Source organism: Actinomycetospora chibensis (genome assembly GCF_028737215.1).
GTDB lineage: Bacteria > Actinomycetota > Actinomycetes > Mycobacteriales > Pseudonocardiaceae > Actinomycetospora > Actinomycetospora chibensis.
In genome coordinates, this window is sequence record NZ_JAQZAM010000002.1 from 62,432 (window position 1) to 82,553 (window position 20,122).

Here is a 20,122-nt window from a genome sequence, read left to right on the forward strand (position 1 = left end):
CTGACACTCCGGGCCCCTACGCGGCCGCCGCTGCCGGCCGGACGGCGTGGCTGCCCCCACGCCGCCCGACCGTCCGTCCACCGGAGTGCGGGGTGGCCTCCGGTCGACGGACCTCCGCGACGTCGCGGCGCGCGCTACCCCGGCGCCGCGACGGGTCCTTGTCCCGCATCCAGGCCTGTGCGGGCTCCTCCACCCAGCGGTAGGCGAGATGCGCGAGCAGCAATGACGCCACCGCGAGGTGGGGCACCAGGAGGGCCGCCGCCGCCGTGTCCGGGGCGAGCGCGGGGATGCGCGTCATGGCGACGAGCGCCATCTCGATCAGGGGGAAGTGCACGAGGTAGAGGGCGTACGAGATGCGCCCGCCGTGCCGCAGCCGCGGGGTGCCCAGGGCGCGGGCGACCGGCCCGTCGGTGAGCGCCAGCGCGCCGAGCAGCACCGGCAGCATCGGCACGGCCAGGAAGACGCGGGCGTCGGCGCTGACGGCGGCGGTCGCCGGCGCGGTGGCGGCCCAATAGACGACCAGCGCGATCTCGGCGAGGGCGACCACCAGCACACGGTGCGCCCAGCGCGAGACCACCTGGGTGCGCGGCACCCGGCGCACGACCAGCCAGGTCAGCACGCCCGCGCTGAAGCCGGCGACGAGGCGCACCGCCCAGAAGCCCTCGAACGCGCCGTGCAGTGCGCCCTGCACGGCGAAGACGGCCGTCGGCATCGCCGCGAGCACGGCCAGCACCGCGAGGACCGGGCGCGGCCAGCCCCGCACGAACCAGGCGGCCGCGGCCAGGAGCGGGAAGGCCAGGTAGGCGGCCCACTCGGCGCTGATCGACCACGCCGGCAGGACGAAGGACACGCCGTCGATGCCCGGCGAGTCCCACATCTGCGTCATCGTGACCTGGCGCAACCAGCTCAGGGGGTCCAGGCCGGGCTGGGCGCCCTGCCACGTCACGACGCCGTCGCTCCCCAGGACGGCGCGCGCCGCGCACCACAGCCCGACCAGGACCACCACGACCGCGTACAGCGGCCACACCCGGGCGAGTCGCGCCCAGACGAAGCCCAGCGCCTGCCGCGGCCCCGGCGCACCACGCCAGCGGTCGAGGTAGGAGCGGGCGAGGAGAAAGCCCGAGAGGGCGAAGAACAGGTCCACCCCGAGCGGGCCCGCCGCGAGCAGCGGGGCGATCGGCCCGAACCACGCGGCGTAGCCGGTGACGGGCAGGAAGCTCAGGTGGTGGACGAGGACCCACACCGCGGCGACCGCGCGCAGCCCGGTCAGCGCCGGGATCTCGACGGTGGCCGACCGACCCACCGGGGCCGTCGGGCGGGACGACGTTCCGCCCCGTGGCGACGGGATGTCGTGGTCCTGCCCCACCACCGTCCGCATCGCGCCTCCCCGACGTCCACCGGCGGGATCGGCATCCACCGACCCTCGACCTGGTTAACGGCTCCGAGTGGCCGCTACCTGATACTCCGATCGGTGGATCGGTGGGTGGTGCCGTTCGATCAGGGATCACAAGGGGTCAGCACTGTCGCTGTCCGTCACATGCCACGAACGGAGCAACCACCGGCGGGTGGCGATGACACCGGGTCGAGGGTCGGCCTCCGGACGGCACTGCGGGAGCTCCGTGCACCGCCCGGGCCCGTTCGTACCGCCACGTCCCGCCCGATCGGAGAGACTGGCGCCTCCAGGTGTTCCTCCGTTGCCAATGCTGTGCAACAGTGCCGACCATGACCCTGGCGATCGCGCCGCCCGTCGTCCGCGCCGTGCGTCCCGAGGACCTCCCCGCGGTCGCGCGGCACATGCGCGGCATGCTCGGGCGCGAGCTCGGCGGCTACGACCCACGCCTGCACGCCGACATCGACGACCTCGCCGGCACCTACCTGGGCGCGCGTGGGACGCACCTGCTGGTGTGCCTGGCCGAGGGGCCCGACGGGCCCGCCGTCGCGGGCACCGCGTCCGTGCGCGCCGGGGGACCGAAGCCGCAGTTCACGCCGACGTGGCTCGCTCGCCGCTATGAGGGCCGGCGCATCGGCCAGATCTGCCGGGTCTGGGTCGACCCCGAGCACCGCCGCTCGGGCGTGGGTCGGCTGCTCGCGACCGGGGCCGCGCGATGGGCCCTCGACGCGGGCTACGACCCGGTCTGCCTGCACACGAACGCGTCGATCCCGGGGGCGCTGGCGTTCTGGTCGAACTTCCCCGGCGCGGTGCTGGTGCACGACGCGCGCCCGGACCCCTGGTCGACGGTGCACTTCGAGATCGACCCGGCGACGTTCACGGCCGCTGCGGACCTCGCGGCCTGAGCAGGGCCGGACTCAGCGGTCCTGCTGGGGGATGCGCCCGCCGGCGCCACCCGCGTCGCCGCGGCCGTCACCCGGGACCGGGCGGGCCTGGGCCTTGAGCAGGTCACGGATCTCGATGAGCAGCTCGACGTCGGAGGGGTCGGCCGGGCCCTCCTCCTCGCCGCGGCGCCGCCGTTCCTCGACCACCTTCAGCGGCATGACCACGAGGAAGTAGATGACGGCAGCCGTGAGGACGAGCGTGATGATCGCGTTGATGAAGCTCGCGTAGTCGAACACGACGCCCGAGACCACGAAGGAACCAGCGAATTCGCCCCCACCGGAGAACACCTGGATCAGGGGCTTGAGGAAAGCGTTGGTGAACGCCGTCACGACGGCGGTGAACGCGGCGCCCACGACGACCGCCACCGCGAGATCGACCACGTTCCCGCGGAGCAGGAAATCCTTGAATCCCTTGAGCACGTCTATTCCTCCGGCATACGGATCGCTTTCCGTGCCGAAGGATAGGGGCACCGGTCGGCGTGCCCTCACCGCCCACGCTGGGGAGTCGCGATTCCCGGACGGGCCGGGGGAGAACCCGGCGCGAGACCCTCCCCCGACGGGCGGTCTCGCACCGGGTCCTCGGCCCGGACCCACTCGTCCGGAGAGGGGACCTCTCACGTCCTCGGGCGGGTCCGTGCGATCACACGGCCCGAGCGCCCCCTCGGGGCCGGAAGGCCGGGCCGACCGGCCCGAGGGGGTGCTCGTCCGCGGGGTGCACCGCCGATACGGGGTCGACGGGCACCGGTGGAGAGACCTAGTTGTCGGCGTCCACGGCGTTCGCGCAGCTCTTGCTGACGCCCGCCTCCTGCTCACTGCCCTTCTCCACCGAGCTGAGGATCGGGACGGTGCCGGCGACGTCCTGGACCGGGACCTGCACCCCGAGGACGTTGACCGGGACGTTGTTGCCGCAGACGTTGGTCGGCACGATCGTCTGGACATCGCTGATGTTGACCACACCGTGCTGCTCGGTGCCGTGGTCGTGGTGCTCACCGGCGAAGGCCGCACCGGTGGTGCAGGCCAGGCCGGTGCCGATCAGAGCAGTGGCGGTCAGGGAGCGACGCAGAAGCTTCACAGCAGGGTTCTCCTCGGTTGAGGTCGTCGACCCCGCAACTCGACGGGATCGTGGGGAGCAGCGGCCGACCGTGGAAGGGCAGGTCGCGCCTGCTCTCCCGTCACCGAGCCGCGAAGTGTTGCCAGGAGCGGGTGGGTCCTGCTCAGTCGTTGTCGGCGGCGACGTCGTTGTCGCAGTTCTTCGCGACACCGGCGGCCTGCTCGCTGCCGTGCTCGGCCGGGCTGAGGACCGGGATGGTGCCGGCGACGTCCTGGACCGGAACCTGGACGCCGAGCACGTTCACCGGGACGTCGTTGTTGCACGCGTTCGTCGGGACGATCGTCTGGATCGAGTCGACGTTCGCGAATCCCTCCTGACCACCCTCGTGAGCAAAGGCGGCGCCGGTCGTGCTGGCCAGGCCCGCACCGATGAGCGTGGTCGCCAGCACGGACTTACGGAGAATTCCCACAGTGATGTCCTTTCGCATGGTCCTTCCCGTGCCGGGGCGGCGACGAGAAGCCTTCACCGGCGGCACCGGAATGCCGCGCGGCGGACATTAGTGGTTGATGACCGAGCAGTTCGGGCACAGAGGATCTCGCCTATTGGTCACCCGCTCGTGATCGTCCGAACCCTGATGAGGTGATCGGCATGCAGGCTTCCGTACTCGTCACGGACGGCGGGTGATCATCTGGGCCAGTGATCCACTACGGGGTGCACACCGCACTCACCGAAGATCACGACGGGTGGTGGACTGCTCTTTTCGGGCGAACGCCGAGCGGCTCGTCGACGGCGGTGGGTGGCACGTGTCGCGGTGCGCCAGGCCCATTCGGGCCGCTCGCCCGCCCATCCGGAGCAAGCGCGGACGGGTCCCTTGTCGCTACCGTTCGCGCGTGTCGTCCTCGACCACGCCGTCCGCGTCGACCGTCCGCATCGGGCGTCCCCTCGCGGCCTGGGCCACCTGGGACTGGGGCTCGGCCGCCTTCAACCACGTCGTCACCACCTTCGTCTTCACCGTCTACCTGACGAGCTCGGTCGCCGCCGACGAGGCGGGCGGCTCGGCGGCGCTCGCCACCGCGATCACGGTGTCCGGCATCCTCGTCGCGCTCGTGGCGCCGGTGTACGGGCAGCGCAGCGACGCGGCGGGAGCCGAGACCGGGCGGCAGCGCCGGCTCGGCTGGCTCACCACGGTGATCGTGGTGTGCACGGCGCTCATGGCGTTCGTCGCGCCGGAGCCCTCGTACCTGTGGTGGGGGCTGCTGATGCTCGGCATCGGCACGTTCGCCTACGAGCTCGCGCAGGTCGAGTACAACGCGATGATCTACCGCCTCGCGCCCCCGGGACGCACCGGACGCGTCTCCGGGATCGGCTGGGCCGCGGGCTACGTCGGCGGCATCGTGCTCCTGCTGCTCTGCTTCGTCCTGTTCCTGTCGGACTCGCCCGTGATCGCCTTCGAGGGCGAGGGGACGGCTGTGCGGGTCGTCGTCGTCCTCGCCGCGCTCTGGTTCGCCCTCGCGACCATCCCGGTGCTGCGGATGCGGTTCCCGTTCCCCGCACCCCCCGGGGACACCGAGGCCGCGGTCGGGTGGGCGGCGTCGTACCGGCTGCTGTTCCGCCGTCTGGCGCGCCTGTACCGCGACGACCGCAACCTGCTGGGCTTCCTGGTCTCCAGCGCGATCTACCGCGACGGCCTGACCGCGGTCTTCACCTTCGGCGGCGTGCTGGCGTCGGGGACCTTCGGGCTGACCCCCGGCGACGTCATCATCTTCGCGATCGTGGCCAACGTGGTGTCGGCGGTCGGCGCGATCGTCGGCGGGTGGCTCGACGACCGCGTCGGGCCGAAGATCGTGATCATGGTCTGCCTGGCGGCCCTGGTCGTGACAGCCGGCGGCATGCTGTTCGCGTCCGGGCCCACCGCGTTCTGGATCGGAGGGACGTTCCTGTCGCTGTTCGTCGGGCCGGCCCAGGCGTGCTCGCGGAGCTATCTCGTGCGCCTCGTCCCGCCGGGGCGCGAGGGCGAGCTGTTCGGGCTGTACGCCACCACGGGACGCGCGGTGAGCTTCCTCGCGCCGGCGCTGTTCGCTCTGTTCATCACGCTGTTCGGCGCGCAGCGCTGGGGCATCCTCGGGATCGGGATCGTGCTCCTGCTCGGGCTCGTGACCCTGATCCCCGTCCGGTCGGTGGCCGGCAGCGCGGCGGCCGGCGAGGAGGCCGTCCGCACGTGACGCGCCGTCAGCTCAGGCGCGCCCCGATCCAGCGCACCAGGCGGGCACCGAACTCCGCGACGAGGATCCAGAAGATCGCCGCCAGGCCGTAGTTCACAACGTAGGCGAAGATCGGGTCCGCGAGCACGAAGAGGTCGCGGAAGCCGAGCACCGCGGTGTCGGCGACGCCGCCGATGAACCGCGCGACGCCGTTGGCGACGTTGACCCCGACGATCGTCAGCACGATCGACGCGAGGAGCACGGCGGCGAGGACGTAGCCGATCACCCGCACGACGGTCGCGAGGATCGTGGCCGTCTTCCAGATCGTCTCGCCGACGTTCCGCGGAGCGCGCTCGTCGCGGCCGTGCGGGGCGTCGGCGCCGTCGGTCTGCTCGGCGTGCTGGTCCTGCTTCTGGTCCTGCGACCGGCTCTGCCGGGGCTCCTGCTGCCGGGACTCCTGCTGGTCCTGCCCGGAGTCCTGCGACCGGCTCTGCTGGTCCTGCTCGGCGTCCTGGGACTGCGGGGTGTCGTCGGAGGTCGTCGACTCCGAGGACCTGGTCGAGCTCGAGCCCTCGCTGGTGGACGACGAGGAGTCGGACGACGCCGTCGGGCTCGCACCCTGGTCGGCCGTGCTGCTCGCCGTCCCGGTGTTCTCGCCCCCGGCCGCGCTCTCCTGGTCGTCGGTGTCGGTCCCGCCCTGGGTGCGCTGCGCACCGGCCTGCTCGGTCACGCCCGGCATGATGGCACCGGCTCCGTGACCGAGCAGTACCGAGGGGTAGCTCACATGGATGTCGCGCCGTCGATGTGCTCGCGGAGCATGTCGGCGTGCCCGGCGTGCTGGGTCGTCTCGGCGATGATGTGGAGCAGGACGCGGCGCACCGACCACGAGGTCCCCGGCTCGTGCCAGGGGGCCTTCGGCAGCTCGTGGCGGGCGTTGAGGTCCGGCAGCGTCGCGAGCGTCGCCTCGGTGCGGGCCGCGACGTCCTCGTAGTGCGCGACGACGCCGGCGAGCGTCTCGTCGGGCAGGAGCTTGAACTCGTTCTCGCGCTCGACCAGCCAGGCGGGCTTCTCGTCGAGGCTCGCGATCCAGCCCTCGAAGTCGTCGATCGTCATCCCCTCGGGCAGCTCGAAGCCCTCCTCGGCCGAGGCGCCCTCGACCGCGAAACGCATCCAGCCCTCCTCGACCTTCGCGACGTGCTTGATCAGCCCCCCGAGGGTGAGCTGCGACTGCGTCGGCCGGGACCCGGCCTGCTCGTCGGTGAGGTCGCGGGTGGGGAAGACCAACCAGTGGCGCGCCTGGGCGAGCTCGGCGAGGAGGTCGGCACGCTCGTCGGCGTCGGTGCTGCTCATCGGGGTCTCCTGCGTGGCGGTGACGGTCATCGGGGCCTGCTTTCCTCGTCGTCCCTGATGAGGACGACGTTAGGCAGCCAGGCGGACAGCTTCGGTCCGCCTTTCCCGACGAGTACGCCCGAGGATGCGGATTTCCTGGCACTGGGTGCAAGCGTGGACGCAGGGCTTGCACTCACAGACGGACTCAGCGGAAGCGGTCGAAGACCTGCTCGCGCCAGGCCTCGCGGCTCACCAGCTCGCCCATCGCCTCCTGGTAGCGCGCGCGGGCCGACGGCCAGGCCTTGGCGATCTCGGCGTGCAGCGCCACCGACTCGCGCAGCATCGACCAGAACATCTCGCGGTCACGCTTGCGGAAGGTGACCCCCGAGCCGTCGGAGGTCGTCACCGCGGCCCCGTCGAGCCGGGACAGCATGAACCACTGGCTGTGTTCGGCGGGGACCTCGCGCTGGGGGCGCTCGAGGGCGGCGCGGTCGACGGGGCGCAGCTGGTGGGCGAGCCCGCGGGCGAGGGCGGCGACCTGCGCGACCTTGCCCACCGGCGGCTTCGGCCACAGCTGCGACTCGCGGGCACCCATGGCCGAGCGGGGCACCTCGTCCGCGCCGCGGTGCACCGTGCCGTCCGGGAACTCCGCGCGGGTCGCCCGCACGGCGCCGAGGGCGGTCGGCAGCGCGCCGAACAGGGACTTCGGCCCGGACAGGAAGTCGCGCATCGCCATGTGGTGCAGCGCGATCGTCGAGTACTCGAGCAGGAACAGGTGGCGCAGCGTGCGCTTGAGCGAGTCCGCGAGCATCGCGCGCGGGTTGTCCGGGCCGTGCAGTGCGCCGACGACGAGCCGGTTGCGGACGTGGAAGTACGCCTGCCAGTCGGAGCTGTCGTCCTTCTCCACGAACGAGAGGTGCCAGATCCCGACGCCGGGCACGGTCGCGGTCGGGATGCCGTGGCTGCCGGCGCGCAGGCCGTACTCGCAGTCGTCCCACTTGATGAACAGCGGCAGCGGCAGCCCGATCCGCTCGGCCACCGAGCGCGGGATCAGGCACATCCACCAGGCGTTGTAGTCGACGTCGGTGCGCCGGTGCATCCACAGCGTCTCGCGCAGCGAGTCGACGGCGAAGTCGTGGTCGTCGGTGGTGTGCGGGGCGAGCTGCCAGAAGAACGTGCCGCGGTCGACGACCTCGCCCATCGCGTGCAGGTGCGAGCGCGCCTGCAGCGAGAGCATCTGGCCGCCGACGAGCATGTCCTCGCGGGCGAACCGCGAGAACGCCAGCGCGCGCAGCACCGAGTCCGGCTCGAGGACGATGTCGTCGTCCATGAACAGGATCTGCTCGGCGTCGGTGTTCTCCAGCGCCTCGTACATGATCCGCGCATAGCCGCCGGAACCGCCGAGGTTGGGCTGGTCGATGATCCGCAGCTTGTCGCCCAGCGCCGCGGCCGCCTCGTCGAACCCGGGCTGGTCGCGCACCTTGGACGTGCCCTGATCGGGGATGATCACCGCGGTGAGCGAGTCGCGGACCAGCGGGTCGTCGCCGAGGGCCTTCAGCGTGGCCACGCAGTCCGTCGGCCGGTTGAAGGTCGGCATCCCCACCGCGATCGCGGCCCGACCGGGCGCCTCGCGCTCGGCGTACCAGCCGCCTGCGACGAGCTCGAGGGACGAGCCCTCGCTGGTGAGGTCGAACCACACCCAGCCGCCGTCGCCGAACGGCGCGAGCGAGACGGGGACGACGACCTCGTGCTCGGTGTCGTTCGCCTCGGTGCCGACGACCTCACCGGACACGTGCACGGCCACGCCGCGCGCCGTCGAGCGGTGGACGTCGACCCGTCCGCGCCCGCGCAGCCGCAGCCGCAGGGTGATCCCGTCGAGGATCGACCAGCGCCGCCAGTACGCGGCCGGGAAGGCGTTGAAGTACGCGGCGAACGAGACCTCGCTGCGCTCGGGCAGGCGCACGCCCGTGCGGGACACGACCTCGGCGACACGCTGACCGCTGCGGCGTACGTGCATCACGTACTCGTCGGCGGTCTCGTCGTAGGTCCCGGGACGATGGGCGGTCGGCGCGGTGGTCTTCACCGAGGTCGCGGTGCCCTCGTCCAGGTAGAGCGCGCGGACCGAGGTGGGCTCGGCCGGGCGCGGCAGGATGACGCGCTGCAGCAGTGCCGTGCCCGCGGGACGCACCGACATCTCCACCGTCCCGGTGGCGCCGCCGCGCCGTCCCTTGTCCACCGTGCTCGTCACACCGACGACGGTAGCCGCGAGGGGGCGCCGGACCCGGGAGCACCCCGGCGGGTCGGACGAGCCGTCGTCCCGCACGATCGGGTCGACCGGTTCCCGAGACGCTCAGCAGACCAGGCCGGACGGGCAGTTCCGCGGGTCGTCCTTCGACGGCTGGGTCGGGGCCGTCGACTCATGAACGACCCGCGAAGCGGCCGCACGAGTGACGACGTCAGGCCTCGGCGAGGTCGGCGCCGTCGAAGGACTCGCCCTCGGTGAACCACGGGGCGATGCGGTTCTCGAACAGCGTCAGCGCAGACCCGATCGCCATGTGCATGTCGAGGTACTTGTACGTCCCGAGACGGCCGCCGAACAGCACGCGGCGGTTCGTCGCCTCCTTGCGGGCGAGCTCGCGGTAGCGCTCGAGCTTGGCGCGGTCCTCGGCGGTGTTGATCGGGTAGTACGGCTCGTCGCCGGACTCGGCGAAGCGGCTGTACTCCTTCATGATGATCGTCTTGTCGGTCGGGTAGTGCTTGCGCTCCGGGTGGAAGTGCCGGAACTCGTGGATGCGCGTATAGGCGACGTCGCGGTCGGCGTAGTTCATGACCGGCGTGCCCTGGAAGTCGCCGGTGGTCGTGAGGACCTCGGGCTCGAAGTCCAGCGTCCGCCAGCCGAGCTCGCCCTCGCTGAAGTCGAAGTAGCGGTCGAGCGGCCCCGTGTAGACCGTCGGGACGTCGGCCGGGAGCGAGTCCCGCATGTCGAACCAGTCGGTGTCGAGGCGCACCTCGATGAGCGGGTGGTCGGCCATCCGCTCGAGCCAGGCCGTGTAGCCGTCGACGGGCAGTCCCTCGTAGGTGTCCGAGAAGTACCGGTTGTCGAAGGTGTAGCGCACCGGCAGGCGGCTCACGATCGACGCCGGCAGCTCCTTCGGGTCGGTCTGCCACTGCTTGGCGGTGTAGCCGGCGAAGAACGCCTCGTAGAGCGGGCGGCCGACCAGCGCGACGCCCTTCTCCTCGAAGTTCTGGGCGTCGTCGACGTCGATCTCCGCGGCGTGCTCGGCGACCCAGGCGCGGGCCTCGTCGGGGCTCATCGCGCGGCCCGCGTACTCGCAGATCGTCGCCAGGTTGACCGGCATCGGGTAGACGCGGCCCTGGTAGATCGTGAAGACCCGGTGCTGGTAGCCGGTGAAGTCGGTGAACCGGTTGACGTACTCCCACACGCGGGTGTTCGACGTGTGGAAGAGGTGGGCGCCGTAGCGGTGCACCTCGATCCCGGTCTCCGGGTCCGGCTCCGAGTAGGCGTTGCCACCGAGGTGGGAGCGGCGCTCGATCACCAGGACCCGCTTGCCCAGTTCGGTGGCGGCCCGTTCGGCCACGGTCAGCCCGAAGAAGCCCGAGCCCACGACGACGAGATCCGGATCCGCGCTCACGACCTCGACGGTAGCGGGCGGGTGCGCCGCTCCCGGCCGGGGTATCCGCGGCCATGCCCACCGTCGAGCGCACCGCGCACTCCCCCGCCCCGCCCGGGACCGTCCAGGCCTACCTGCGCGACTTCGCCAACGCCGAGGAGTGGGACGCCGGCACGATCTCCTGCACACCCGTCGACGACTCCCCGGTGGGCGTCGGGAAGCAGTGGCACAACGTCTCGGAGTTCCGCGGGCGCGAGACCTCGCTGACCTACACGCTGGAGGTCGACGAGCCCGGCCACCTGCGCATCGTGGGCCGGAACAAGACCGTCACGAGCGAGGACGACATGTACCTCACCGACGACGGGCCGGGCACCACGGTGACCTACCGCGCGACGTTCACCTTCCACGGCGCCGCCAAGCTCGCGACCCCCCTGCTCGTCCCCGCCCTCGGCAAGCTGGGCGACGACGCCCAGAAGACCCTGCAGAAGGCGATCGAGGGCCTCCCCGTCAGCTAGGACGTCGGCAGGCGGTGCCCGGCCCAGGGCATCGCACGCTCCAGGTCGGCGGCCAGCGCGAGCAGCGTCGACTCGTCGCCGTAGGGCGCCATCACCTGCACGCCGACCGGCCAGCCCTCCTCGGTCCGCCCGAGCGGCAGCGAGATCGCCGGGTTGCCGGTGACGTTGGACAGCGCGGTGAAGCCCGCCGTCGAGAAGATGTGGTCGTACCACCCGCGGGCGTCGCGCGAGGCGTCGTTCTGATCGAGGTACCCCAGCGGCGTGTTCGGCACGTTCATCGTCGGTGTGAGGACCACGTCGTAGCCCTCGTGGAACTCCGCGACGGCCCGCCGGGTCGCGTTGAAGACACGGTCCGCGGCGTAGAGGTCCGACGCGCGCAGCCCGCGCCCGTACTCGGCACACGCCAGCGTCGCCGCCTCGAGGACATCGGGCCCCGGGGTGACGCCGAGGGCCGCGGCCAGCCCGTCGACGCCGTCGGCGAGGAAGCTCGTCCAGGCGACGAGGTTGGCGGCGTCGAACGCGTCGGCGTCCAGCGACGGGCCGGCGACGTCGACGGCGTGGCCCAGGCCCTCCAGCGCCCGCGCCGCCGCCTCCGTGGCCTCGACGCAGCGCGCATCGACCGCGCCGCTCCCCGAGAACGGCGTGGTCTGAACCGCCACCCGCAGGCGGCGGCTGCCCGCCCCGACCTCGTCGAGGTAGGGCCGGCCCGGGTCCGGCAGCAGGTAGCGGTCGCCGGGCTCGGCGCCGTGCACCGCGTCGAGCAGCCCGGCGCAGTCGCGCACCGTGCGGGTGACGACGAACTCGATGCCCATGCCGAGCAGGGGGTCGGCGTAGTCCGGCCCCGGCGACGTGCGTCCCTGGCTCGGCTTGAGCCCCACCAGCCCGCACGCGGCCGACGGGATGCGGATCGAGCCGCCACCGTCGCTGGCGTGGGCCACCGGCAGGGCCCGCGCGGCGACGAGCGCCGCCGAGCCGCCGGACGAACCGCCGGGGCTGCGGGTGGTGTCCCAAGGGTTGCGCACCGGGCCGGTGGCGACCGGCTCGGTCGTGGCGTTGAACCCGAGCTCCGGGGTCGCCGTCACCCCGAGGGTCGCGAGCCCGGCCCGGCGGAAGCGCGCCATGAGGTGGGTGTCGGCCGGCATGGCCACGCCCGCCCCGAGCATGCGGCTGCCGGCGGTCTGCGCCACCCCGGTCGCGTGCAGGATCAGGTCCTTGATCGCGAACGGGACACCGGCGAAGGGACCGTCTGCGGCGTACTCGAGCGGCGCGACGAAACGCTCGCCCACCAGCGCGTTCAGCTGGGGATTCACCGCGTCGAGAGCGGCCGTCGCGGCCTTCTGGACCTCCTCGGCGGAGACCTGTCCGTCGCGCACGAGCGCGGCCAGGGCGGTGGCGTCGAGGTCGGCGTACTCGTGGGCTTCCATGGTTCCTCCCGGGTGACGGCACCTCGGACGCTAGGGCCGGTGAACGGCTTGCACATCGGTCGGTTGACGGACCCGCCCCGGCGAACGGGCGCTGGTCGGTCGGGCACCCGCGCCAGTAGCGTCGCCTCCCATGACCGCCGTGGCGGCCGCCCGCGAGCTGCGGTCGTTCCTCCGGCGCCACGGCAGCCGTACGCCCGGCGCCGCCCGCACCGTGCTCGACGGGCTCCACGACGTCGTGCCCGCCGACTGCGTGGCGATCTCGGTGTGGGACCCGACGGCGGGCGCGCACCGGACCCTCGCGTCGTCCTACCCCGTCGCGACCACCGCGCTGATCGACGGACGGATGCACACCGACCGTCTGTTCACGGCGGTGCGCGCGGGCGGGCGCCCGGTGCGGGTGCGCGACCTCGAGCCCGCGCGACGTCGAGGAGAGATCTTCGAGCGGATCATCGACCCGCACGGCTTCCGGGACGGGGTCACCCAGTGCCTGTTCGCCGCCGACGGCCGCTACGTCGGGATGCTCAACGCGAGCTCGCTCGACGGCCAGCACCCCGACGACGACACCGTGGCCCTGCTCGAGCTGCTCGGCGCGGAGCTCGCCGCCGCCCTCGACCCCGTCCCGGCGCCGTCGGCGCGCACCGGCGGCCTGGGCGACGGCGGCGCGGACGGGGTGGTCGTCGAGCGGGACGGGCGGGTCGTCGTCCTCTCCGCAGGGGCGCGGCCCGACCTGGTGCGTCCGCCCTCCGCGCTCGCCGACCTCGCGGCCTCGGTGCTCGCGGGCGCCCCGGCGCCGGGCCGGGTGCTGCTCGTCGCGGCGACCGGGGAGGTCGTCGACGTCGAGATGCACGCCACCGGGAGGGGCGTGCTGGTGCTCCACCGCGAGGTCGGACCGCCCGCCGGGCTCACCGTGCGGGAGCTGCAGGTGCTCGACGGGGTCGGCCACGGCCTCTCCAACCCCGAGATCGGCGCGCGGCTGGGGATCGGGGCCCGCACCGTCGCCACCCACGTCGAGCACGTGCTCGCCAAGACCGGAGCGCGGAACCGGGCGGCCGCGGCCCGGTGCGCGGCGCGGTGGGGGCTGCTCGTCTCCTGATCAGGACGGTGGACAGGCCACCGGGGGCCCCGCCCCGATCCGCCCGGCCATCCAGGGCAGGGAGTCGGAGAACGCCTGCGAGAACAGCGCGAAGGTGTGGTCGCCGCCGGGCACCACGACCTCGCAGGTGCTGATCCCCGCCCGGCGGGCGGCCGGGACGAGCGTGCCCGCGGCGGCGGCGGGCTCCGGGTCGGCGTCGCCCACCTCGAACCAGCCGCCGAGCTCCGGGAAGCGGCGCGCGGCGAGCAGGTCGGCGGGCTCGTGGGCGGCGAAGGCCTGCTGGGAGCCGCCGAAGAGCTGGGCCACCGCGGAGTCGGTGTCGGCGTTGGTGTCGCCCGCCCGGGGTCCGGCGAGGCCGGCGTAGTCGCCGAACGTCGCGAAGAGATCGGGGTGGCGCAGCGCGAGCATCAGCGAGCAGGACCCGCCCTCGGACAGGCCGGCGACGGCCCAGCCGCGACCCGGGGGCGCGGTGTGGAACACCTGCTCCACGAAGCTCGGGACATCGACGGTCAGGTAGGTCTCGACCTTCCCGCCGGGGCCGTCGACGCACTCGCTGTCGCCGTCGATCGTGCCGTTGACGTCGGGCATCACGAGGATCGGCGCCCTCCCGTCGTGCGCGGCCGCGTAGGCGTCGGCGGTGGCCGCGGCCTGGCCCCCGTCCAGCCAGTCCTGCGGGGTGCCCGGAGTGCCGTGCAGCAGCACGACCACCGGGAGCTCCGGCCGCGGGCGGGCGAACCAGGCCGGGGGCACGTAGATCGTCCCGGGGCGGCCGACGAACCCCGAGCGCTTGCCCGGTAGCGCCGTGGTGGTCACGACACCGCGGTCGGGGACGTCCTTCCGGGCCAGCAGGGCGGCGAGCTCCACCTCGTCCGACGGAGGCAGCCCCATCACGTCGCCGAAGGTGCGGAAGTAGTCGAAGTGCGCATTGATTCCGGCGCCTGCGCCGACCAGCACGAGGAGCGTGGTCACCAGCACGACGATCGACCGGCCGAGCCTGCTGAAGCGCCTGACGCGGGTGCGCAGCACGAGCACCAGCCCGATCACGACGACGAGGGCCGCGATCGCCCCGACGCCGAGGAAGGAGTCCGTCGTGATGTCGATCTCGGCGATGCCGTTGACGCTCACCCGGCCGCCACCGCCGTCTCGTCACCGGCCTCGCGCTCGCTGCCGTCACGACCCGCACGCCGCCGTGCCAGCGCCGCGAAGACGAACGGCGGCGCCGACAGGACGACCACCGCGGCCGCGAGCAGGAGCACGTAGGTGACGGTGCTGCCGGTGGCGAGCTGGCCGGGCGGCACGAACCCGAGCACGAAGGCGAGCAGGCACCCCACGAGCCCGATCCCGCCGACCGCGTACACGCCGGGCAGCCCACCCGGGATGCGGTAGGGCCGGGGTGTGTCGGGCTGGAGGTGCCGCAGGCGCACGACCGCCGCGAACATCAGCCCGTACATGATGATCACGATCTGCGCCGTGACCGCCGACAGCATCCAGTACGACGTGCTGACGCTGGGGACCAGCAGGAACAGCAGGGTGAAGACGGTGCCGGCCGCACCCTGCAGCAGCAGGAGCGTCACCGGCACGCCGTGCGCGTTGAGCCGCCCGAGCCGCGCGGGCACCGACCCCTGCCGGGCCACCGCCGCGACCCCGTTCGCGGGCCCGAGGATCCACGGCGCGAGGTGGGCGATCCCGCCGAACGCCACCACCAGCGCGAGCGGTGCGACGGCCCACCCGACGCCGAGCCGGTCGAGCACCCGGGAGAACAGCTCCATCGTCCCGGAGACCAGGCTGATCTCGCTCGCGGGCACCACCATCGCGAGGAAGAGCGAGCCGACCACCGAGAACACGACGACCACCCCGACGCACAGGGCGATCGCGCGCGGGACGGTGCGTCCGGGGTCGCGGGTGTCGCGGGCGTGGAAGCCCGCCATCTCCATGCCGGTGAACAGCAGGATGATCCCGCCGAGGAACGCCAGGTTGTTGAGCTGCACGTCGGGCACCAGCGCGCCGGCCGAGAACGGGATCTCGCTCGGGTTGCCCTGGGCCAGGTACGCGACGGCGAGCAGGACGAGACCCACCGCCGGGATGATCGAGCCGGCGAGCGTGCCCACCGAGCCGATCCACGACGAGGTGCCGACCCCGCGCAGGCTCACGATCGTCGTCGCCCAGAAGAACGCGAGCATGACCACGACGAGGAAGAGCTTGTCGTTGGCCAGGGACGGGTCGATCGCGTAGGCGAGGCTCGCGGCCATGAACGAGAGCACGGTGGGGAACCAGGCGACGTTCTCGGCGTAGTCGCACCAGACGGCCAGGAAGCCGGCGCGCTCGCCGAACGCCTCCTTGACCCAGGCGTAGACGCCGCCGTCACGCGGCCAGCCCGTGCCGAGCTCGGCGGCGACCATCGCGATCGGCACGAGGAAGACCACGATCGACAGCGCGAACAGCGCCAGCATCGACCAGCCGTACTCGGCCATCACCGGCAGGTTGCGGATGCTGACGATCGCCGCGATGTTGATCATCGCGAGGGCCAGGATCCCGAGCTTGGCGTTCACCGGGCGCCCTTCGCGAGCAGCATCGCGTCGATCCGGTCGGCCACCACGTCCTCCGCTCCTCCGCCGACGACCACGACGAGATCGCCGTAGGTGCGCACGGTCGTCGACGTCCGCGTGCGCTCGGGGCCCTCGACGCTGCGCGCCGCGGCGTCGCGGTCGGCGTCGTCGGCGAAGGCGTCGGCCTGGACCGTCGCCGTCTCACCCCCGCGGCACCGGACGGCCACGACGAGCGTCCGCGCGGCGACGGCGTCGGTCGCCCGCGGGTCGGGCAGGTCGGTGCGCGAGCAGACGACCAGCCCGGCCGCGGTGATGTCGGCCTGCAGCGCGTCGAGCGCCCCGGCCCCGCGCGGTCCCTGGGGCGACCGGTTCCCGCCCGCGGCGATGACGACGACGGTGACCACGACGGCCAGCGCCATGCCGACGAGCAGGACGATCAGCACGACGTCCCCGAACCCGCCGCCCTTCGTCCGGCGCGGGTGCGTCTCGATGACGCTCACGCGGCGGTCGCGCCGGGTGGTGCCGACGCCTCGGGTGCGGTGCTCGACGGCGAGGGGGCCCCGCCCACGGCGGCCGGGACGAACAGCGGGCCGAGCCCGGGGACGGCGAGGAAGCCCTCGGCGCCCGCGTAGAGCAGGCCGACCCGGGGCAGATCGGCGGGGCTGCGGTAGGCGAGCACGCGCGGCAGCCACTGCGGCCCGAACTTCTCGTTGAAGTCGTGCAGCGACCGGACCTGGAAGAACGGGTTCAGCACGCCGACCGCGCGCCGGGCCAGCTTCTGCGTCGGCGTGAAGGGCACGTCGTCGGCGAACAAGCGGCCCCACATCGCGAAGTTCATGGACAGCCGCGTCACCCCGCGCTCGTCCAGCGCCGAGGCGCTCTTCGCGATGAGGAACTCGGTCATCCCGTTCGGGGCGCCGGGGTCGTGGCGCATGAGGTCGAGCGTGTAGCCGAACGTCGTGCCGGTGGCCGGGCCGCCGTAGGCGGGCACGAGCCGCAGGAAGCCGCCGGGCACGCCGTCGGCGTCGAGGGCGACGCAGAGCAGGAAGTCGCGGTTGGCGTCGGACCCGGTGATGTCCTGCGAGAGCGACATCGTGAAGCCGCGCTCGGGGTCCTTGCCGCGCCACTTCTCCGAGATCGCGTTGAGCGCCGCGACGAGCTTCGGCGACGCCGCCGACTCGGCGATCATCTGGAACCGGTAGGTGCGCTCCACCCGCCGCACGGCCGCGCGCACGCTCTTGCGCTCGCGGCCCTCGAGGGTGAACGACGGGCAGTCGATGATCGCCTCGTCGCCCAGGTAGAACGACCGGAAGCCCCGCGAGGCGAGCAGACCCCCTTCCTGCGTGTCCTCCTCGCGCGCGGCGAGGAACGCCGGGGTCCAGGCGCGCTGGGCGCACATCGCCAGGAACTCGTCCACGACGGCCGGCAGCGACGCCTCGTCGCCGATCGGATCGCCGGCGGCGAGCGCGTAGCCGCCCAGGTACGTGTACGCGATCATCGCGCGTCCGTCGGAGCCGAAGAAGAAGCTCTTGTCGTCGCGCAGGGCGAAGGCGGCGAGCGTGTCCCACCCGTAGGTCTGCACCAGGAGCCGCGCGCGGCTCCAGTCGTCCCGCGTGTGCGGGTCGCGCGCCGTGAGCGGCCGGAACAGCAGGATGAGGAAGACGACGAGCCCGACGACCCCGAGTGTGAGCAGCGCGGCCGGGAACGTCTCGGCGAACAGCCGCCGCGAGAACGTGTACGGCCCGTCGATCCCCACGAGCCCCCCGAAGATCGTCTCGAGGCCGCCGAGGAAGGTGAGCTCGGGCGTCATCCGGCCGCTCTGCAGCCCCAGCGAGACGAAGCCGAACGCCAGCACGGCGGTCAGGTAGATCGGGACGAAGCGCACCAGGCGCAGCAGGGACGGCGGGTCGGCCGGCGCGCGGAAACTCTTCCGGGCGACGAGCAGCAGGACGAGCAGGGCGACGCTGATGCCGAGCCCCACCTGGTGCGGGCCCTTGAGGACGTGGGCCACCACCGCGAGTGCGGAGAGGACCACCGCCACCCGCCACGCCGCCTGCTTGCGCTTGGCCAGCTGATCGGCGAGCAGCAGCAGGAGCAGGCCGATCGCCGCGGAGAGCACGTGCCCGGTGACCGCGAACCACGGTGGGACGAGGTCGACGTTGATCCGGTCGCCCAGCCGCTCGTGGACGATCGGGACGTGCACCATGAGGTGCAGCAGGCCCGCGAGCGCCGTGAGCCCGGCGATCACGGTGACCACCCAGGGCCGGCCCGGTGGACCGTCGTCGGTCGCCGAGGCCCTGGCGGGCACCGCCGTGACCGACGCCGGCGGTGTCGCCGCCGCGAGGGCGGCGGCGGGCATCGGCGTGGGCGGCAGGACCGGCCGGTGGGCGCCGCCCGGGCCGCCGCCGGGCGGCGGGGCGAACTCGGGGCGCAGGGTCGGGAACAGGATGACCTCGCGGATCGAGTCGACGCTCGCCAGCAGCATGACGAGCCGGTCGATGCCGATGCCCAGCCCGCCGGTGGGCGGCATGCCGTACTCGAGGGCGCGGACGTAGTCGAGGTCGATGTCGCCGGCCTCGGGGTCGCCGTCGCGCTTGGCCTGCGCCTCCTCCTCGAAGGCCGCCATCTGCACGACCGGGTCGTTCTGCTCGGAGTAGGCGTTGCACAGCTCGAAGCCGGCGACGATCAGCTCGAAGCGCTCGCTGTAGGCGGGGTCGTCGCGGTGCGCGCGGGCCAGCGGGGACACCTCGCGCGGGTAGTCGATGCAGAACACGGGGCCGACGACGTCGTGCTGGACGCGCTCGTCGTAGACCTCCTTCATCAACCGGCCCGGGCCCCAGCCCTGCTCCCACGCGATCCCGAGGCGGTCGAGGGCCGCCCGGGCGTCGGCGATCGGCATGTCCGGGTGCATCACCTCGCCGGTCTTCTCGGCGATCATGTCGGCGAAGCGTCGCCGGGGCCACGGCGGCCGGAGGTCGATCTCCTGGCCCTGGTAGCGCACGGTGAGGTCGTCCCCCAGGGCGGCGTGCGCGGCCGCGGTGACCATGCCCTCGGTCAGGTCCATCATGTCGTGGTAGTCCGCGAAGGCCTGGTAGGCCTCGAGCATCGTGAACTCGGGGTTGTGGCGGGTGTCGACGCCCTCGTTGCGGAACACCCGCCCGAGCTCGAACACCCGCTCCATGCCGCCCACGATCAGCCGCTTGAGGTGCAGCTCGAGGGCGATCCGCAGGTACATGTCGAGGTCGAGCGCGTTGTGGTGGGTGACGAACGGCCGGGCCGAGGCGCCCCCCTGGATGCTCTGCAGCACCGGGCCCTCGACCTCGGTGAAGCCCTTCTCCGCGAGGTGGTTGCGGATGGCGTGGACCGCCGCGTGGCGGATGCGGAAGATCTCGCGGGTGCGCTCGTTGACCTCGAGGTCGGCGTAGCGCTGGCGGTAGCGGGTCTCGACGTCGGCGAGGCCGTGGTGACCGCCGGCCGGGGGCCGCAGCGCCTTGGCCAGCAGGGCGCACTCGTCGACGCGGATCGAGAGCTCGCCGCGCCTGGTGGTCATCACCGTGCCGCGGACGCCGACCCAGTCGCCGCGGTCGAGGTCGTCGATCGCGACGTGCGCGTCGTGCCCGACGACCGCGGTGTCGACGAAGAGCTGGATGGTGCCGCTGCGGTCGCGCAGCGTCCCGAAGCTCAGCCCGCCCTGGCGGCGCAGGCCCATGAGCCGGCCGGCGACGTGGACCTCCTCGCCGGTGAGCGTGTCGGGGGCGAGGTCGCCGTGGGCGGCGCGGAGGTCGGCCAGCGAGTGGTCCACCGGCCAGCGGTAGGGCTCGGTCTCCCCCGCGGCGCGGCGCGCGGCGAGCTTCGCCGTGCGGATGTCCTGCTGGCCGAGGTGCGCGTCGGGGCCGTTCGAGGCGTCGGGGCCGGCCGCGGAGTCGGGCACATCGGGAGGGGCCTCGCCGTGGGCGTCCGTGGGGGCGTCGGTGTGGGCGTCGGTGTGGGCGTCCAT

17 protein-coding genes are annotated in these 20,122 nt (G+C 72.9%); 4 read left to right on the forward strand and 13 right to left on the reverse strand.

All coding sequences use genetic code 11. The annotated features are described in order from the left end of the window. Window positions 1–16: 16 nt before the first annotated feature. Entirely contained in the window at window positions 17–1,378 is a 1,362-nt protein-coding gene (locus PH189_RS02765; protein ID WP_274187224.1) for an acyltransferase family protein, read from the reverse strand. A 344-nt stretch (window positions 1,379–1,722) separates the two neighbouring features. Here PH189_RS02765 and PH189_RS02770 point away from each other — a divergent pair, with 344 nt between their 5' ends. Continuing rightward, complete coding sequence (locus PH189_RS02770) at window positions 1,723–2,295, forward strand: GNAT family N-acetyltransferase (RefSeq protein WP_274187225.1); 573 nt, start codon at window positions 1,723–1,725, stop codon at window positions 2,293–2,295. 12 nt (window positions 2,296–2,307) lie between these two features. On the opposite strand, the gene mscL is transcribed toward PH189_RS02770, so the two are convergent. The 3 genes from mscL to PH189_RS02785 form a co-directional block, all read right to left on the reverse strand. Further along, window positions 2,308–2,754 (reverse strand): large conductance mechanosensitive channel protein MscL, encoded by a 447-nt coding sequence (mscL, locus tag PH189_RS02775; RefSeq protein WP_274187226.1) that lies wholly within the window; start codon window positions 2,752–2,754, stop codon window positions 2,308–2,310. A 334-nt stretch (window positions 2,755–3,088) separates the two neighbouring features. Further along, window positions 3,089–3,406: a hypothetical protein gene (locus tag PH189_RS02780; RefSeq protein WP_274187227.1), complete on the reverse strand. Its 318-nt coding sequence runs from the start codon at window positions 3,404–3,406 to the stop codon at window positions 3,089–3,091. Window positions 3,407–3,548: 142 nt separating this feature from the next. Continuing rightward, entirely contained in the window at window positions 3,549–3,854 is a 306-nt protein-coding gene (locus tag PH189_RS02785; protein ID WP_274187228.1) for a hypothetical protein, read from the reverse strand. Between the two features lie 421 nt (window positions 3,855–4,275). Between PH189_RS02785 and PH189_RS02790 the strand changes: the two genes are divergently transcribed. After that, the gene (locus PH189_RS02790; protein ID WP_274187229.1) at window positions 4,276–5,607 is read left to right on the forward strand and encodes an MFS transporter; all 1,332 of its coding nucleotides are present in this window, start codon (window positions 4,276–4,278) and stop codon (window positions 5,605–5,607) included. A gap of 7 nt (window positions 5,608–5,614) precedes the next feature. On the opposite strand, the gene PH189_RS02795 is transcribed toward PH189_RS02790, so the two are convergent. The 4 genes from PH189_RS02795 to glf form a co-directional block, all read right to left on the reverse strand. Continuing rightward, window positions 5,615–6,316, reverse strand: coding sequence for a hypothetical protein (locus tag PH189_RS02795; RefSeq protein ID WP_274187230.1), 702 nt, complete (start codon window positions 6,314–6,316; stop codon window positions 5,615–5,617). Between the two features lie 50 nt (window positions 6,317–6,366). Then, the gene (locus PH189_RS02800; protein WP_274187576.1) at window positions 6,367–6,936 is read right to left on the reverse strand and encodes a DinB family protein; all 570 of its coding nucleotides are present in this window, start codon (window positions 6,934–6,936) and stop codon (window positions 6,367–6,369) included. 184 nt (window positions 6,937–7,120) lie between these two features. Continuing rightward, window positions 7,121–9,163: a glycosyltransferase gene (locus PH189_RS02805; RefSeq protein ID WP_274187231.1), complete on the reverse strand. Its 2,043-nt coding sequence runs from the start codon at window positions 9,161–9,163 to the stop codon at window positions 7,121–7,123. A 208-nt stretch (window positions 9,164–9,371) separates the two neighbouring features. Then, complete coding sequence (gene glf, locus PH189_RS02810) at window positions 9,372–10,568, reverse strand: UDP-galactopyranose mutase (protein ID WP_274187232.1); 1,197 nt, start codon at window positions 10,566–10,568, stop codon at window positions 9,372–9,374. 53 nt (window positions 10,569–10,621) lie between these two features. On the opposite strand from glf, the gene PH189_RS02815 reads away from it, so the two are divergent. Continuing rightward, window positions 10,622–11,062, forward strand: coding sequence for an SRPBCC family protein (locus tag PH189_RS02815; RefSeq protein WP_274187233.1), 441 nt, complete (start codon window positions 10,622–10,624; stop codon window positions 11,060–11,062). On the opposite strand, the gene PH189_RS02820 is transcribed toward PH189_RS02815, so the two are convergent. Further along, entirely contained in the window at window positions 11,059–12,486 is a 1,428-nt protein-coding gene (locus tag PH189_RS02820) for an amidase (RefSeq protein WP_274187234.1), read from the reverse strand. The two genes, PH189_RS02815 and PH189_RS02820, sit on opposite strands and share 4 nt — an antisense overlap. A gap of 130 nt (window positions 12,487–12,616) precedes the next feature. On the opposite strand from PH189_RS02820, the gene PH189_RS02825 reads away from it, so the two are divergent. After that, on the forward strand, window positions 12,617–13,579 hold the full coding sequence (locus PH189_RS02825) for a helix-turn-helix transcriptional regulator (protein WP_274187235.1): 963 nt from the start codon (window positions 12,617–12,619) through the stop codon (window positions 13,577–13,579). On the opposite strand, the gene PH189_RS02830 is transcribed toward PH189_RS02825, so the two are convergent. Genes PH189_RS02830 through lysS form a run of 4 tightly spaced genes read right to left on the reverse strand, consistent with a single transcriptional unit; the run spans window position 13,580 to window position 20,122 of the window. Further along, window positions 13,580–14,704: an alpha/beta hydrolase gene (locus PH189_RS02830; protein ID WP_274187236.1), complete on the reverse strand. Its 1,125-nt coding sequence runs from the start codon at window positions 14,702–14,704 to the stop codon at window positions 13,580–13,582. Then, complete coding sequence (locus tag PH189_RS02835) at window positions 14,701–16,128, reverse strand: APC family permease (RefSeq protein ID WP_274187237.1); 1,428 nt, start codon at window positions 16,126–16,128, stop codon at window positions 14,701–14,703. The genes PH189_RS02830 and PH189_RS02835 overlap by 4 nt, the downstream gene beginning before the upstream one ends. Further along, window positions 16,125–16,625 (reverse strand): hypothetical protein, encoded by a 501-nt coding sequence (locus tag PH189_RS02840; RefSeq protein ID WP_274187238.1) that lies wholly within the window; start codon window positions 16,623–16,625, stop codon window positions 16,125–16,127. The genes PH189_RS02835 and PH189_RS02840 overlap by 4 nt, the downstream gene beginning before the upstream one ends. Next, window positions 16,622–20,122, reverse strand: a complete 3,501-nt coding sequence (lysS, locus tag PH189_RS02845; RefSeq protein ID WP_274187239.1) for a lysine--tRNA ligase — start codon at window positions 20,120–20,122, stop codon at window positions 16,622–16,624. Before lysS ends, PH189_RS02840 begins: the two co-directional genes overlap by 4 nt.